The 13,719-nt window shown below is 68.8% G+C and carries 14 protein-coding genes; 4 read left to right on the top strand and 10 right to left on the bottom strand.

Annotated elements, in window-relative coordinates; all coding sequences use genetic code 11:
• Nucleotides 1-111: 111 nt before the first annotated feature.
• From panB to hda, 6 genes are read right to left on the bottom strand one after another with little or no spacing between them, the layout of a single operon-like run.
• A complete protein-coding gene (gene panB / locus H0X91_RS06500) occupies nucleotides 112-927 on the bottom strand; it encodes a 3-methyl-2-oxobutanoate hydroxymethyltransferase (protein WP_006485002.1) in 816 nt (271 codons plus the stop codon).
• 43 nt (nucleotides 928-970) lie between these two features.
• On the bottom strand, nucleotides 971-1,657 hold the full coding sequence (locus tag H0X91_RS06495; protein WP_196432913.1) for a deoxynucleoside kinase: 687 nt from the start codon (nucleotides 1,655-1,657) through the stop codon (nucleotides 971-973).
• On the bottom strand, nucleotides 1,654-2,196 hold the full coding sequence (gene folK, locus H0X91_RS06490; RefSeq protein ID WP_006476832.1) for a 2-amino-4-hydroxy-6-hydroxymethyldihydropteridine diphosphokinase: 543 nt from the start codon (nucleotides 2,194-2,196) through the stop codon (nucleotides 1,654-1,656). The genes H0X91_RS06495 and folK overlap by 4 nt, the downstream gene beginning before the upstream one ends.
• 35 nt (nucleotides 2,197-2,231) lie before the next feature.
• On the bottom strand, nucleotides 2,232-3,782 hold the full coding sequence (gene pcnB / locus H0X91_RS06485) for a polynucleotide adenylyltransferase PcnB (protein WP_006484964.1): 1,551 nt from the start codon (nucleotides 3,780-3,782) through the stop codon (nucleotides 2,232-2,234).
• A gap of 5 nt (nucleotides 3,783-3,787) precedes the next feature.
• Nucleotides 3,788-4,465, bottom strand: a complete 678-nt coding sequence (locus H0X91_RS06480; protein ID WP_006484935.1) for an HAD family hydrolase — start codon at nucleotides 4,463-4,465, stop codon at nucleotides 3,788-3,790.
• 11 nt (nucleotides 4,466-4,476) lie between these two features.
• The gene (gene hda, locus H0X91_RS06475) at nucleotides 4,477-5,211 is read right to left on the bottom strand and encodes a DnaA regulatory inactivator Hda (protein ID WP_034200992.1); all 735 of its coding nucleotides are present in this window, start codon (nucleotides 5,209-5,211) and stop codon (nucleotides 4,477-4,479) included.
• A 247-nt stretch (nucleotides 5,212-5,458) separates the two neighbouring features.
• Between hda and purM the strand changes: the two genes are divergently transcribed.
• Both purM and H0X91_RS06465 read left to right on the top strand, forming a co-directional pair.
• Nucleotides 5,459-6,514: a phosphoribosylformylglycinamidine cyclo-ligase gene (gene purM / locus H0X91_RS06470; RefSeq protein ID WP_006497487.1), complete on the top strand. Its 1,056-nt coding sequence runs from the start codon at nucleotides 5,459-5,461 to the stop codon at nucleotides 6,512-6,514.
• A gap of 113 nt (nucleotides 6,515-6,627) precedes the next feature.
• Entirely contained in the window at nucleotides 6,628-7,023 is a 396-nt protein-coding gene (locus tag H0X91_RS06465; RefSeq protein ID WP_034200991.1) for a YybH family protein, read from the top strand.
• Nucleotides 7,024-7,045: 22 nt separating this feature from the next.
• Here the strand turns inward: H0X91_RS06465 and tet are convergent, their stop codons facing one another.
• The gene (gene tet, locus H0X91_RS06460; protein ID WP_230877898.1) at nucleotides 7,046-8,239 is read right to left on the bottom strand and encodes a Tet(A)/Tet(B)/Tet(C) family tetracycline efflux MFS transporter; all 1,194 of its coding nucleotides are present in this window, start codon (nucleotides 8,237-8,239) and stop codon (nucleotides 7,046-7,048) included.
• A gap of 62 nt (nucleotides 8,240-8,301) precedes the next feature.
• Here tet and tetR point away from each other — a divergent pair, with 62 nt between their 5' ends.
• Nucleotides 8,302-8,934 (top strand): tetracycline resistance transcriptional repressor TetR, encoded by a 633-nt coding sequence (tetR, locus tag H0X91_RS06455; protein ID WP_034200989.1) that lies wholly within the window; start codon nucleotides 8,302-8,304, stop codon nucleotides 8,932-8,934.
• Between the two features lie 4 nt (nucleotides 8,935-8,938).
• Here tetR and miaA read toward each other — a convergent pair whose 3' ends face one another.
• On the bottom strand, nucleotides 8,939-9,913 hold the full coding sequence (gene miaA, locus H0X91_RS06450) for a tRNA (adenosine(37)-N6)-dimethylallyltransferase MiaA (protein ID WP_124637221.1): 975 nt from the start codon (nucleotides 9,911-9,913) through the stop codon (nucleotides 8,939-8,941).
• Entirely contained in the window at nucleotides 9,910-11,919 is a 2,010-nt protein-coding gene (gene mutL / locus H0X91_RS06445; RefSeq protein WP_196432912.1) for a DNA mismatch repair endonuclease MutL, read from the bottom strand. Before mutL ends, miaA begins: the two co-directional genes overlap by 4 nt.
• 183 nt (nucleotides 11,920-12,102) lie before the next feature.
• On the opposite strand from mutL, the gene H0X91_RS06440 reads away from it, so the two are divergent.
• The gene (locus tag H0X91_RS06440) at nucleotides 12,103-12,786 is read left to right on the top strand and encodes a DedA family protein (protein WP_058902161.1); all 684 of its coding nucleotides are present in this window, start codon (nucleotides 12,103-12,105) and stop codon (nucleotides 12,784-12,786) included.
• 85 nt (nucleotides 12,787-12,871) lie between these two features.
• Here H0X91_RS06440 and H0X91_RS06435 read toward each other — a convergent pair whose 3' ends face one another.
• Nucleotides 12,872-13,684, bottom strand: a complete 813-nt coding sequence (locus tag H0X91_RS06435; RefSeq protein ID WP_077019944.1) for a mechanosensitive ion channel family protein — start codon at nucleotides 13,682-13,684, stop codon at nucleotides 12,872-12,874.
• Between the last annotated feature and the right edge of the window lie 35 nt (nucleotides 13,685-13,719).

Here is a 13,719-nt window from a genome sequence, read left to right as displayed (position 1 = left end):
GCGCTGGACGGGGCGGGCGCTGGAGCCGCGAGCCGGTCGTCCATGCCGCACGCAAAAAAAGCGCGGCGCCCCGCAAAGGGCGCCGCGCTTTTTTACATCCGGGCTTCTACGTCAGAACGAGTGTTCGGGGCCGGGGAACGACCGATCCTTCACCGCGCGCACGTAGGCTTCGACGGCCGCCTGAATGTTCGGCTGCCCCTGCATGAAATCCTTCACGAAACGCGGCCGCTTGCCGGGGAACACGCCGAGCATGTCGTGCAGCACGAGCACCTGCCCCGAGCAGTCGACGCCCGCGCCGATGCCGATCGTCGGAATCTTCAGCATGTGCGTGACTTCGGACGCAACGAGCGTCGGCACGGCTTCGAGCACGACGAGTTGCGCGCCGGCATCCTCGATCGCGCGCGCATCGCGCAGCAGCTGCGCGGCGCCGGCTTCGGTCTTGCCCTGGACCTTGAAGCCGCCGAACGCATGCACCGATTGCGGCGTGAGGCCGAGGTGCGCGCAGACGGGCACCGAGCGCTCGACGAGGAAGCGGATCGTATCGGCGAGCCATTCGCCGCCTTCGAGCTTGACCATCTGCGCGCCCGCGCGCATCAGCTTGACCGCATTCGCGAACGCCTCGGCCGGCGTGCCGTACGTGCCGAACGGCAGATCGGCGACGACGAGCGCGCGCGGCTGGGCCCGCGCGACGCACGCGGTGTGGTACGCGATGTCGTCGAGCGACACCGGCAGCGTGGTCGTGTGGCCCTGCAGCACGTTGCCGAGCGAATCGCCGATCAGCAGCACGTCGGTGCCGGCGCGATCGAGCAGCGCGGAGAAGCTCGCGTCGTAGCAGGTGAGCATCGCGATCTTCTCGCCGGCGTCGCGCATTGCCTGCAGCTTGGGTACCGTCACGGCAGGCCGGCTCGATTCCTGGAGATAGGTCATGGGAAATCCGGGTCGATGGGTGAAGAGCGACAGGCGGGACGCGTCAGCGCGTCGTCTCGCCCTTGACGAAGAATTCCTTGCGGCCGCGCATCGTCTCGATGCGCTCGACCAGCAGGGCGAGATCTTCGGGGGAATCCAGCGGGTTCAGGTGTTCGGCTGCGACCGTCAGCACCGGCGTGCGGTCGTAGTGGTAGAAGAATTCGTTGTACGCGTCGACGAGCGAGCGCAGGTACGCGTCGCTGATCTGCAGTTCCATCGGCAGCCCGCGCTTCTGGATGCGCGAGAACAGCACTTCGGGGCTCGCCTGCAGATAGACGACGAGATCGGGCGACGGCGCCTGCGGCACGTCGACGTGCGTGGCGACCGAGCGGTACAACTGCCACTCGTCTTCCTGCAGGTTCAGCCGCGCGAAGATGTCGTTCTTCTGCGGCATGAAATCGGCGATGACGGGGCGGCCCGTGTCGAGCGCGCCGATCAACTCGCGCGCCTGCTGCGCGCGCTGCAGCGCGAACGACAGCTGGACCGGCAGCGCGTAGCGCGCGGTGTCGCGGTAGAAGCGTTCGAGGAACGGGTTGTCCTGCGGGCGCTCGAGCAGCGTCTGCATCGACCAGCGCTCGCCGAGCAGGCGCGCGAGCGTCGTCTTGCCGACGCCGATCGGGCCTTCGATCACGAGATAGCGGTGTGGGGCGCGCAGGTCGGGCGCGGTGACGGTCAGCGGAGTGGCGTTCATCGGCAGCGGGTCTTGTCGGCGTCTTCGCCGGCAGCGAGCGCCTTTTGCATCAGGCACTGGCAGGTCTGCACCTTTTCGACGCGCTGATCCGCGACGGCGGCGAGAAAGGCGTCGGCCCGGCCGCGCGCGGGGATGTCGAGCGCCGGCTCGATTTCGACGAGCGGCACGAGCGCGAACGCGCGGTCGGTAAGGCGCGGGTGCGGGACGATCAGGTCGGGTTCGTCGATCGAATCGGCGCCGAACAGCAGGATGTCGAGGTCGAGCGTGCGCGGCGCATTGCGATACGGGCGCTCGCGGCCGAAGTGATGTTCGATCTTCTGGCAGAGCGCGAGCAGCTCGCGAGCCGACAGCGTCGTGTCGAGCTTGACGACGCAGTTGTAGTAATCGTCGCCGCCCGCTTCGAAGGGCGCCGTGCGATACAGGCTCGATTTGCCGAGGATCGAGATGGTGCGCTGCTGCGCGAGGCACACCACCGCGTCCTTCAGGGTCTGGCGCGCATCGCCGAGATTCGCCCCCAGTCCGATATATGCAACCGTCATGGCATCACTTCCTACGTCGTTCGCCGGCGCGCGCGTCAGTCGTCGGAACCGCTCGCGGTATCGCCCGCGGTATCCGGTGCCTGCTCGGCGGCACCTTCACCCGGCTTGCGGTTGCGCGCCCCGCCGCGGCGGCGCCGCTTGCGGGGCGATTTTTCCTTCGAGCCGCCCTGCGTGAGCAATGCCTCGCGAGCGGCCGCGTCGCCTTCGATGAAATCCGTCCACCACTGTCCGACTTCCGCATCGAGCTCGCCGGATTCGCAGCGTAACAGGAGGAAATCATACCCCGCTCTAAACCTTTGGTGTTCCAGCAGCCGCATCGCGCTGCGGCCCGAGCGTTTCTCGAGGCGCAGCTGCAGGCCCCAGATCTCGCGCATGTCGGCCGAGTAGCGCTTGTGGATCGCGAGCTTCTCGGTCTGCATGTCGAGCACGTCGTCCATCGCGCGATGGAGCGCCGGCACCGGGATCTCGCCCGCGGCGGTGTATTGCTCGAAGCGCTGGCGCATGTCGTGCCACAGCAGCGTCGCGAACAGGAAGCCCGGCGACACCGGCTTGCCGGCGCGCACGCGCGCGTCGGTGTTGTTCAGCGCGAGCGTGATGAACTTCTCGCCCTGCGGCTGTTCCAGCACGACGTCGAGCAGCGGCAGCAGCCCGTGGTGCAGCCCTTCCTTGCGCAGCCGCTGCAGGCACGCGAGCGCGTGGCCCGACAGCAGCAGCTTCAGCATTTCGTCGAACAGGCGCGCGGCCGGCACGTTGTTGATCAGGTCGGCGAGCGCGTGGATCGGCTCGCGCGTATGCGGTTCGATCTCGAAGCCGAGCTTCGCCGCGAAGCGCACGACGCGCAGCATCCGCACCGGATCCTCGCGGAAGCGCGTGGCCGGATCGCCGATCATCCGCAACAGGCGGGCGCGCACGTCGGCCATCCCGTCGTGGTAGTCGAGCACCGTCTGCGTCGACGGGTCGTAGTACATCGCGTTGATCGTGAAGTCGCGGCGCGCGGCGTCCTCGTGCTGCTCGCCCCACACGTTGTCGCGCAGCACGCGGCCGCTCGCGTCGACCGCGTGCGTGCGGCGATCGAGTTCGTCGCGCTTCAGGCGCTTCGGCGGTTCGGCCGTGGCCGCCTCGGGCGGCGCGTCGACCAGCGCGCGGAACGTCGACACCTCGATCAGTTCCTGGCCGAACTGCACGTGCACGATCTGGAAGCGGCGGCCGATCAGGCGCGCGCGGCGGAACAGGCGCTGCACTTCGGTCGGCGTCGCGTCGGTCGCGACGTCGAAGTCCTTCGGCGCGATGCCGAGCAGCAGGTCGCGCACGGCGCCGCCGACGATGAACGCGCGAAAGCCCGCCTGCTGCAGCGTGTCGGTCACGCGCACCGCGTTCTTCGAGATCAGCGCCGGGTTGATGCCGTGCACGCTGGCCGGCACGACGGTCGGCTCATGGTTGCTGCGCGGTTTCTTCGCGCCGCCGCCGCGGGCGCCCTTCGGGGTGCGCGGGGCAGCAGGGGCCGCTGCGTCGGCCGGGGCCGCGGCGGGAGGCGTTTGCTCGGTTTCGTCCTGGCCGAGCAGCTTGCGGATGAATTTTTTGATCACGACGTTCAGAAGAGATCGAGGATACGCCAGCCGCGGTTGCTTGCATGCGCGCGCAGCGTGTCGTCAGGGTTGGTCGCGATCGGGTCGGTGACTTTCTCGAGCAACGGGATGTCGTTGTGCGAGTCGCTGTAGAAGTAGCTGTGTTCGAAGTCGTCCCAGTGCTTGCCGAGCGACGCGAGCCACGCTTCGGTCCGCACGATCTTGCCTTCGCGATAGCTCGGCGTGCCGGTCGGGCGGCCCGTGTACGGGGAATCGGGGTGGCCGTCGGTCGTCTCGACCTCGCAGGCGATCAGCGTGTCGACGCCGAACGCGGTCGCGATCGGGCGCGTGATGAATTCGTTGGTCGCCGTCACGACGCAGCACAGGTCGCCCGCATCGAGGTGCCGGCGCACGAGTTCGAGCGCGGCGGGCGTCATCGCGGGCCGGATCACCTCGTGCATGTACTGCTCGTGCCATTGCGCGAGCTGCGCGCGCGAATACTTCGCGAGCGGCGTGAGCATCGCGCACAGGTACGCGTGGATGTCGAGCTGGCCGGCCTTGTAGTCGGCGAAGAACTGGTCGTTCTGACGCGAGAAGCTTTCCGCGTCGACGATGCCGAGCTTCACCATGAAGCGACCCCATTCGTGGTCGCTATCGGTCGGGATCAGCGTGTGATCGAGGTCAAAGAGTGCCAGATTAGTCATGGAAGCGCATTTTACTCGAAGCGGTTCGGGCCCGTGCCCGGTGGTGTGATGTCGTCGCCGGGACGCGCGAGCATCCGGCGCAGCAGTGGCAGCGTGACCGCGCGTTTCTGCTCGAGCGAGAAGCGGTCGAGCGCGTCGAGCAAGGCCATCAGGCTCGGCATGTCGCGGCGGAAATGGGTCAGCAGGTACGCGGCGATGTCGTCGGTCAGCGCGATCCCGCGCTCCTTCGCCGCGAGCTTGAGCACCGCGATCTTGCCGGCGTCGGACGGCGGCGACAGGTGGAACACGAGCCCCCAGCCGAGCCGCGTGCGCAGGTCCTCGCGCACGTCGAGCGCGAGCGGCGCGGCCGGGCCCGCGGCGACGAACGCGCTCGACGGGTGCGCGCGCACTTCGTTGAACAGGTTGAATAGCGCGACCTGCTGCGTGTCGCTCATCCGGTCGCAGTCGTCGATCGCATAGATGCCGATGCGCGGGTCGAACGTGAACGCGCCGAGCGGGCTCTGCGGCGTCAGGTAGCGCGCATAGCCGTACGACGCGTCGCTCACGAGCGCCTGCAGCAGGTGGGTGCGGCCGCTGCCGGGCTCGCCCCAGATATAGAACGACCGGTCCGGCACGGGGCCGGCCGCGAGCGCGAGATCGAGCTTCTGCAGGCGCGAGACGAGCTCGTCGTTCTCCTCGTTCATGATGAAGTTGTCGAACGTGGCGGGCGGCGGCGTGCCGAGATCGAGCGTCAGTTGACGGGACACAACAGTCACAATGCAGATCGGTTGGAAAAACGCGTGCCGTACGCCGGGCGCGCGCGGGGGAGGGCTCCGGTGCTCGACCACGCGGCCGCACGCACGGCGGCGCGCGGGTTCCGGCGCGGCTCGCGTGGCGAAGAAAACGGGGACGTGTCGACCAAGATGCAATCCCTGACGATTCGGTGCTGGGAATTCCGGCCAACGGGCCGGCTTCGGGTAAAATCGCATTTTACCGACCTTCTCGCATTCCCCCATGAATCCTCCGAAATCCGCTCCCGACGCTCAGGGTCTGTCCTATCGCGACGCAGGTGTCGACATCGACGCCGGCGACGCGCTCATCGACAAGATCAAGCCTTTTGCGAAGAAAACCCTGCGCGACGGCGTGCTCGGCGGCATCGGCGGGTTCGGCGCGCTGTTCGAAGTGCCGAAGAAATACAAGGAGCCGGTGCTCGTGTCGGGCACCGACGGCGTGGGCACCAAGCTCAAGCTGGCGTTTCATCTGAACAAACACGATACGGTCGGCCAGGATCTCGTCGCGATGAGCGTGAACGACATCCTCGTGCAGGGCGCCGAGCCGCTGTTCTTCCTCGACTACTTTGCGTGCGGCAAGCTCGACGTCGACACGGCCGCCACCGTCGTCAAGGGCATCGCGCAGGGCTGCGAACTGTCGGGCTGCGCGCTGATCGGCGGTGAAACGGCCGAAATGCCGGGCATGTACCCGGACGGCGAATACGACCTGGCCGGCTTCGCGGTCGGCGCGGTCGAGAAGAGCAAGATCATCGACGGCAGCACGATCGCCGAAGGCGACGTGGTGCTCGGCCTCGCATCGAGCGGCATCCACTCGAACGGCTTCTCGCTCGTGCGCAAGATCATCGAGCGCGCGAACCCCGACCTGTCGGCCGATTTCCACGGCCGCTCGCTCGCCGACGCGCTGATGGCGCCCACGCGCATCTACGTGAAGCCGCTGCTCGCGCTGATGCAGAAGCTGTCGGTGAAGGGCATGGCGCACATCACCGGTGGCGGCCTCGTCGAGAACATCCCGCGCGTGCTGCGCGAGGGCCTCACCGCCGAGCTCGACCAGCACGCCTGGCCGCTGCCGCCGCTGTTCAAGTGGCTGCAGGAGCACGGCGGCGTCGCCGACGCGGAAATGCACCGCGTGTTCAACTGCGGGATCGGCATGGCCGTGATCGTGTCGGCGGCCGATGCCGACGCGGCGATCGCCGACCTGACCGCCGCCGGCGAACAGGTGTGGAAGATCGGCACCGTGCGTGCGACCCGCGAAGGCGAGGCGCAGACGGTCGTGGTCTGACGCGCATCGCAGCAGCAGAATGCAGCACGGAAAGCCGCCCGGTATCGCACCGGGCGGCTTTTTTTTCGGGCGCCGCGTCTGTATGGACGCAGGCCGACGAAGGAGGGGCGAGGATGACCGAAGACGAACGCGCGATCCGCGAACTCGTGGACAACTGGTTCGTGTCGAGCCGGCGTGGCGATCTGGCGACGGTGCTGGACCTGATCGCAGACGACGCGATCTTCATGGTGGCCGGCAAGCCGCCGTTCGACAAGGCGGCGTTCGCGGCCGCGTCGCGCGACGCGAACGCCGGCGCGGAGCACGCGCCAAAGATCGACGGCCGCTACCGGATCGACGAGCTGCGTGTGATCGGCGACTGGGCGTACCTGCGCAATTTCATCGAGATCGACGCGACGCCGCCGGGCGGCGAGACGATCCGCCGCTCGGGCCACACGCTGACGATCTTCCGCAAGGCCGGCGGCCGCTGGCAGCTCGTGCGCGACGCGAATCTCGTCACGCTCGCGGGCTGAACGCGACGGCGCGCGCCGACGCTCACGCGGATGCGCGCGGCGCGTTCGCCGGGCGCGCGCCGGCCAGCAACGGCGGCACGAGCAGGTACAGCAGCGCGGCGGCAGCCCAGACGAGCCCCGGCCACGTCGCGCGCGTCGCCGCGTAGGTCGCGGTGACGACCAGTGGCCCCGCGACGCCGATCAGGCTCGCCACGCTCGCCAGCGTGCCCTGCAGTTCGCCCTGACGCGTATTGTCGACCTGCCGTGCGAGCATCGCCTGCAATGCCGGCAGCGTCATGCCGCCGGCCGCGAACAGCGGCAGCAGCGCGAACGGCACCCACGCGGCGGTCGCGAACGCGATGACCGCCAGCCCGAGTGCATCGCCTGCAAGGCCCAGCGCGAGCGCGCGCCGCTCGCCGAGCCGCGCGATCAGCGGCCCGATCGCGAACGCTTGCGCGAGCGCGTGGCACGCGCCGTAACCGGCGAGCGACAGCCCCGCGACCGGCGTCGACCAGCCGAAATGTTCCTGGCCGTACAGGATCCACAGCGTCGCGGGCGCCTGCGACACGAGTGCCACGATCACGTAGATGCCGACCAGCGGCGCGAGCGCGGGCGCGCCGCTCAGCCGGCGCAGGTTCGCGAACGGGTTGAGCGCGCCAGCCGTGCGGCCGCCCCCGGCCGAGCGCGGCCGCGATTCCGGCAATACGCGCCACACGAGCACGAGATTCAGCGCGTTGAGAAACGCGGCCGCGACGAACGGCGCACGCAGGTGCAGCGCGCCGAGCAGCCCGCCGATCAGCGGGCCGGCGATGAAGCCGATGCCCATCATCGCGCCGAGCTGGCCGAAGCGCCGCGCGCGGTCGGGTTCGGCCGTTACGTCGGTCACGTACGCGGTCGCGACCGCGACGTTCGCGCCGGTGACGCCCGCGATCAACCGCCCGACGTAAAGCCATGCGAGCGTCGGCGCGAGCGCCATCAGCAGATAGTCCAGCGCGGCGCCCGCGAGCGACGCCAGCAGTACCGGGCGGCGGCCGAAACGGTCGCTCAGCGCGCCGAGCAGCGGCGCACACAGGAACTGCGCGAACGCGTACAGCGCGAGCAGGACGCCGTAATGGGTGTCGGTGCTGCCGGTGGCGGCGAGCGAGCGCAGCAGCCCGGGCAGGATCGGCATCACGACCCCGACGCCGATCGCGTCGAGCAGGACCGTGGCCAGAATGGCAATCAGGGACGGATTCAAGGGAATAACTCTATCGATGATAGAGTGAGGATTATTCCACAGTTTCCCTATCGGTGATAGAGATGAAGGACACAGGGGCGCGACTCACGCGCGACACGGTATTGCGCGCGGCGCTCGACCTGCTGGATGAAGTGGGGATCGATGGACTGTCCACCCGGCGGCTCGCCGAGCGGCTCGGCGTGCAGTCGCCGACGCTTTACTGGCATTTCAGGAACAAGGCCGAGCTGCTCGACGCGATGGCCGAGGCGATCATGCTGGAGCGCCACGGTGCGTCGCTGCCGGAGCCGGGCGAAGTATGGGATGCATGGCTCGCGGAGAATGCGCGCAGTTTCCGCCGCGCGCTGCTCGCTTACCGCGACGGCGCGCGCCTGCATGCCGGCACCCGGCCGCGCGCGCTGCATTTCAGTTCGATCGAACGCAAGATCGCGCTGCTCGGTGAAGCGGGGTTCAAGCCGGACGAGGCGGTCGACGTGATGGTCGCGATCGGGCGCTTCGTGGTCGGCTGGGTGCTGGAAGAGCAGGCGCGACCGGACGGCGACGCCGATGCGCTGCTGCCGGATGCGGCCGAGTATCCGTTGTTCGCGCAAGGCTGGGCCACGCTGCGCGAGCGCAGCGGCGACGAGGCGTTCGAGCGCGGCATCGCATGGATCGTCGACGGCGCCCGCGCGCGCCTGGCGGCGCGTCGGGCCGGCTGACGCATCAGCCCGGTGTGCGGCCGTCGAGGACGCGTTCGAGCGCGTCGAGCGCGCGGGCCGTCGAATCCGGCGCGACGCAGTCGACCACGATCCGCTCCGGCATCGCGCGCAGCCACGTGATCTGGCGCTTGCACAGCTGGCGGGTCGCGAAGATGCCCTTGTCGCGCATCGTCCGGTAGTCGGTATCGCCGTCGAGGAATTCCCACGCCTGCCGGTAGCCGACGCAACGCATCGACGGCAGGTCGGGATGGAGATCCTCGCGGCGCCGCAGCCGTTCGACTTCGTCGATGAAGCCCGCGTCGAGCATCGCATCGAAGCGCTGCGCGATCCGCGCGTGCAGCACCGCGCGATCCGACGGCTCGAGCGCGACCGGCACGAAGCGGTACGCGGCGGCCGCATCGTCGGTGCGGCGCGGCGCGGCGAGCAGCACCGACATCGGCTGCCCGCTCAACATGAAGATTTCCAGTGCCCGCTGGATCCGCTGCGAATCGTTCGGCGCGAGCCGCGCGGCCGTGTCGGGATCGACCTGCGCGAGCCGCGCGTGCAGCGCGGGCCAGCCGTCGCGCGCGGCGTCGGCGTCGAGTGCCGCGCGGATCTCCGGGTCGGCGCCCGGCAGGTCGTTGAGCCCGTGCGTCAGCGCCTTGTAGTACAGCATCGTGCCGCCCGCGAGCAGCGGCGTGCGGCCGCGCGCGAGGATCTCGCCGATCAGCCGCAGCGTGTCCGCGCGGAATTCCGCGGCCGAATACGCGTCGGCCGGGTCGATGATGTCGATCAGGTGGTGCGGCACGCTCGCGCGCTCGTCGCGCGACGGTTTCGCGGTGCCGATATCCATGTCGCGGTAGACGAGCGCCGAATCGACGCTGACGATCTCGATCGGGCGGCGCGCGGCGAGCGCCAGCGCCGCGGCCGTCTTGCCCGAAGCGGTGGGGCCGAGCAGGCAGGCGATCGTCGTCGGGGTGGACTGCGAAGAAGCGCTCATTGCCCGCGCATGAAGAGGCGGTCGAGATCGTTCAGCGTGAGCTGATACCAGGTCGGCCGGCCGTGATTGCACTGGTCCGCGCGCTCGGTCGCCTCCATCTGGCGCAGCAGCGCGTTCATCTCGTCGAGCGTCAGGCGCCGGTTCGCGCGCACCGCGTGATGGCACGCGAGCGTGCCGAGCAGCTCGTGCTGGCGCTCGGTGAGCACCCGCGAGCCGCCGAACGCGTGCAGGTCGGCCAGCACCGCGCGCGCGAGCGACTGCAGGTCGGCATCCTTCAGCAGCGCCGGCACCGCGCGGATCGCGAGCGTCGTCGGCGACAGCACCGCGAGGTCGAAGCCGAGCGATTCGAGCGTGTCGCGCTCTTCCTCGACCGTGCCGATCTCGACCGGCGTGGCCGTCATCGAGATTGGCAGCAGCAGCGACTGCACGGCGACCGTGCGATCCGCCAGCGCGTTCTTGAACTGTTCGTAGAGGATTCGCTCGTGTGCCGCGTGCATGTCGACGATCACGAGACCGTACGCATTCTGCGCGAGCACGTAGATGCCGTGGATCTGGCCGAGCGCGAACCCGAGCGGCTGGTCGTCGTGAGCGCCGGCGGCGAGCGGCGACGCGGCGAAGCCCGGCAGCGGCGCGGCCGGTGCGTCGGTCGAATCGGCCGAATCGCGCGCGATGAGCGTCGTGCCGTCCGGCGTGCCGGCGCCGCTGTCCTTGCGGCCGAACAGCGCGTCGTAGAGCGCGAGCGGCTGCGCGACGGGCAGCGTGCCCTGCGTCATCCGTGCCTGGCGCATCCACGTGTTGCCCGCCGATGATGAAGACGACGGCGACGAGAAGCCGCTGCCGCCGCTACCGCCAATGCCGCCGGCGCCGCCGGGACTCTGGCCGAGCGGCGTGTCGAGGAACGACGCCGGCCCGCGCGGGGCGGGCTCGATATGCGCGGCATGGCCGCCCGCGGTGGTTTCCGGCGACGCGCCCGCGTGGCGCGCCAGCGCCCGCTGGACCGCGTGGAACACGTACTGGTGGATCGAGCGCGAATCGCGGAACCGCACTTCGATCTTCGACGGATGCACGTTCACGTCGACGGCTTCGGGCGGCAGGTCGAGGAACAGCACGTACGACGGATAGCGGTCGCCGTGCAGCACGTCCTCGTAGGCCGCGCGCACCGCGTGCGTCAGCAGCTTGTCGCGCACGAAGCGGCCGTTCACGAAGAAATACTGCTGGTCGGCGCGCCCGCGGCTCGCGGTCGGCAGGCCGGCGCAGCCGTAGACGGCGAGCGGGCCGGCCTGCTCGTCGAGCGGCAGGTGCGCGGTCGCGAAGCTCTCGCCGAGGATCTTCGCGACGCGCTGCGCGGGCTCGGTCGCGTTCCAGTGCTCGACGGCCTTGCCGTTGTGCAGCACCGAGATCGCGACGTCCGGCCGCGCGAGCGCCGCGCGGCGGATCATTTCCAGGCAGTGGCCGAATTCGGTCTGCTCGCTCTTCAGGAACTTGCGCCGCGCGGGCGTGTTGAAGTACAGCTCGCGCACCTCGATCGTCGTGCCGACCGAGCCGGCGGCGGGCGACAGCACGCCCGTCTGCGCATCGATCTTCATCGCATGCGCGGCATCGGCCGTCCGGCTCGTGATCGACATCTCGGCGACCGACGCGATCGACGCGAGCGCTTCACCGCGAAAACCCAGCGTCGCGACCGCCTCGAGCTCCTCGAGCGAGCGGATCTTGCTGGTCGCATGGCGCATCAGCGCGAGCGCCAGTTCGTCGGGCGGAATCCCGCAGCCGTCGTCGGTGATCGAGATGCGCTTGACGCCGCCTTCTTCCAGCACGATGCGCAGCGTCGTCGCGCCGGCGTCCATCGCGTTCTCGAGCAACTCCTTGACGACCGACGCCGGGCGTTCGACGACCTCGCCGGCGGCGATCTGGCTGATCAGCTGGTCGGGCAAGGGCTGGATCGCGCGCAGCGGGCGCGCGGCGGGGGCGGGCGCGGCGCCCGCGGCCGTTTCGGTGATATCGGACATGGCCGAATTATAGCGAGGCGGCGAACGCGTGCCGGGGCAGTCGGCCGTTACGTTTTTTCACGGAGCCTTAAGGTAGTTTCGGTATCATCGCTGGGTTGCACGCGCCGCCTTGGCTGGCGGGCGCCTCGGCCATGTCTGGCCGGTTCCGGCCGTTCCGGCCCCATCGCCTTCGAGGAATCGCATTTGGATACGCTGCTTCATTTCGTCAATCTTGTCCTGCATATCGACGCTTTCCTCGGCGATTTCATCCGGCAGTACGGCGCGTGGGTCTATCTCGTCCTGTTCCTGATCGTGTTCTGCGAGACGGGGCTCGTCGTGTTCCCGTTCCTGCCCGGCGATTCGCTGCTGTTCATCGGCGGCGCGTTCGCGGCGACGGGCGAAATGAACGTCGGCCTGCTGATCGTGCTGCTGCTCGTCGCGGCGATTTCCGGCAACACCGTGAACTACCTGATCGGCCGCTGGATCGGCCCGAAGGTGTTCAATACGCATATCCCGGTGCTCGAGCGCTTCCTCGATCGCGCCGCGCTGCAGAAGACTCACTCGTTCTACGACAAGCACGGCGGCAAGACGATCGTGCTCGCGCGCTTCATCCCGGTCGTGCGCACGTTCGCGCCGTTCGTCGCGGGGGCGTCGTCGATGAGCGTGGCGCGCTTTCAGTTGTTCAACGTGATCGGCGCGCTGGTGTGGGTGCTGCTGCTCGTGCTGCTCGGCTATTTCTTCGGCAACATTCCGTTCATCCGCCAGTACCTGAACGTGATCGTGCTGGTCGGGATCGGCGCGGCGATCGTGCCGGTCGCGCTGGGTGCGGTGTGGAAGCTGGTGCGCGGGCGGCGCTCGGGTGGGGCGCCGAAGGCGGGTGGGCGCTGAGCCGGGGCTTCGTATTCGATGCAATAAAAAAGCGTGGCGGCTGCCACGCTTTTTTTTCGTTCGTGCGGCTCGGGCGCCGCTTCCGTCACGCGTTGCGTTGCGAGACCGGGGTTTCCGGCGTCGGATAGCCGGCCTCGCGGAACGTGTCGAGGATCACGCGGTTGGTGTCGCAGTACACCTGCCAGTAGTTCTCCGGCTGAGTCGAGGGGCGCACGAACAGCAGCGGACCTTCCGGCGTGAATTGCAGCACGCCGATGTCCGGTGCCGGCACTTTCAGCACGTTCGGCACCAGCTGGATCTGCGTCTTCAGGCGGTTGATCGCATCGGCCGCGTCGACGCTGTGCGCGATCTTCGCGGTCAGGTCGACGCGGCGATGCGGCGTCGCGCTGTAGTTCGCGATGTTGTCCGAGAAGATCTTGTTGTTGCCGACGATCGTCACGATGTTGTCGGCGGTGATGATCGTCGTGCCGAACAGGCCGAGCTCCTTCACCGTGCCCGTGACGCCGCCCGCACTGATCACGTCGCCGATCTTGAACGGGCGTAGCACCTGCATGAACACGCCGGCGGCGAAATGCGCGAGCAGGCCGCCCCAGGCGGTGCCGATCGCGAGGCCGAGGCCGGCGAGCAGTGCGGCGAACGACGTGGTCTGCACGCCGAAGATCTGCAGGATCGCGAGGATCAGCAGGATCGTCAGCAGCACGCCGACGACCGAGGTCAGGTAGTCGGTGAGCGTCGGGTCGACTTTGCCGCTGCGGCGCACGACCTTGCCGAGCAGGCGGGTACCGATGCGGATCGCCCAGCGGCCGACGAACCACAAGACGATCGCGGCGAGGAGGTTGAGGCCGAAGTCGAGGCCGCGGGTCATCAGGAATTGCTGGGCGGTGGCGAGATCGATCATGCGTTCTCCGAAGTCAAGGGTAAAGGGGCGGCGCA

It is taken from the genome of Burkholderia sp. 9777_1386, assembly GCF_015712265.1.
Lineage (GTDB): Bacteria > Pseudomonadota > Gammaproteobacteria > Burkholderiales > Burkholderiaceae > Burkholderia > Burkholderia cenocepacia.
Note: the sequence above shows the minus strand (reverse complement) of the source record. Positions and strands in the feature narration are given on the sequence as shown.

What these genes read in the sequence shown, in the direction of transcription:
- folK (WP_006476832.1), bottom strand. Translation starts at nt 2,196, where the DNA reads ATGACGGTTGCATATATCGGACTGGGGGCGAATCTCGGCGATGCGCGC.
- miaA (WP_124637221.1), bottom strand. Translation starts at nt 9,913, where the DNA reads ATGAGCGCTTCTTCGCAGTCCACCCCGACGACGATCGCCTGCCTGCTC.
- H0X91_RS06495 (WP_196432913.1), bottom strand. Translation starts at nt 1,657, where the DNA reads ATGAACGCCACTCCGCTGACCGTCACCGCGCCCGACCTGCGCGCCCCA.
- panB (WP_006485002.1), bottom strand. Translation starts at nt 927, where the DNA reads ATGACCTATCTCCAGGAATCGAGCCGGCCTGCCGTGACGGTACCCAAG.
- tetR (WP_034200989.1), top strand. Translation starts at nt 8,302, where the DNA reads ATGAAGGACACAGGGGCGCGACTCACGCGCGACACGGTATTGCGCGCG.
- H0X91_RS06480 (WP_006484935.1), bottom strand. Translation starts at nt 4,465, where the DNA reads ATGACTAATCTGGCACTCTTTGACCTCGATCACACGCTGATCCCGACC.
- mutL (WP_196432912.1), bottom strand. Translation starts at nt 11,919, where the DNA reads ATGTCCGATATCACCGAAACGGCCGCGGGCGCCGCGCCCGCCCCCGCC.
- H0X91_RS06465 (WP_034200991.1), top strand. Translation starts at nt 6,628, where the DNA reads ATGACCGAAGACGAACGCGCGATCCGCGAACTCGTGGACAACTGGTTC.
- H0X91_RS06435 (WP_077019944.1), bottom strand. Translation starts at nt 13,684, where the DNA reads ATGATCGATCTCGCCACCGCCCAGCAATTCCTGATGACCCGCGGCCTC.
- purM (WP_006497487.1), top strand. Translation starts at nt 5,459, where the DNA reads ATGAATCCTCCGAAATCCGCTCCCGACGCTCAGGGTCTGTCCTATCGC.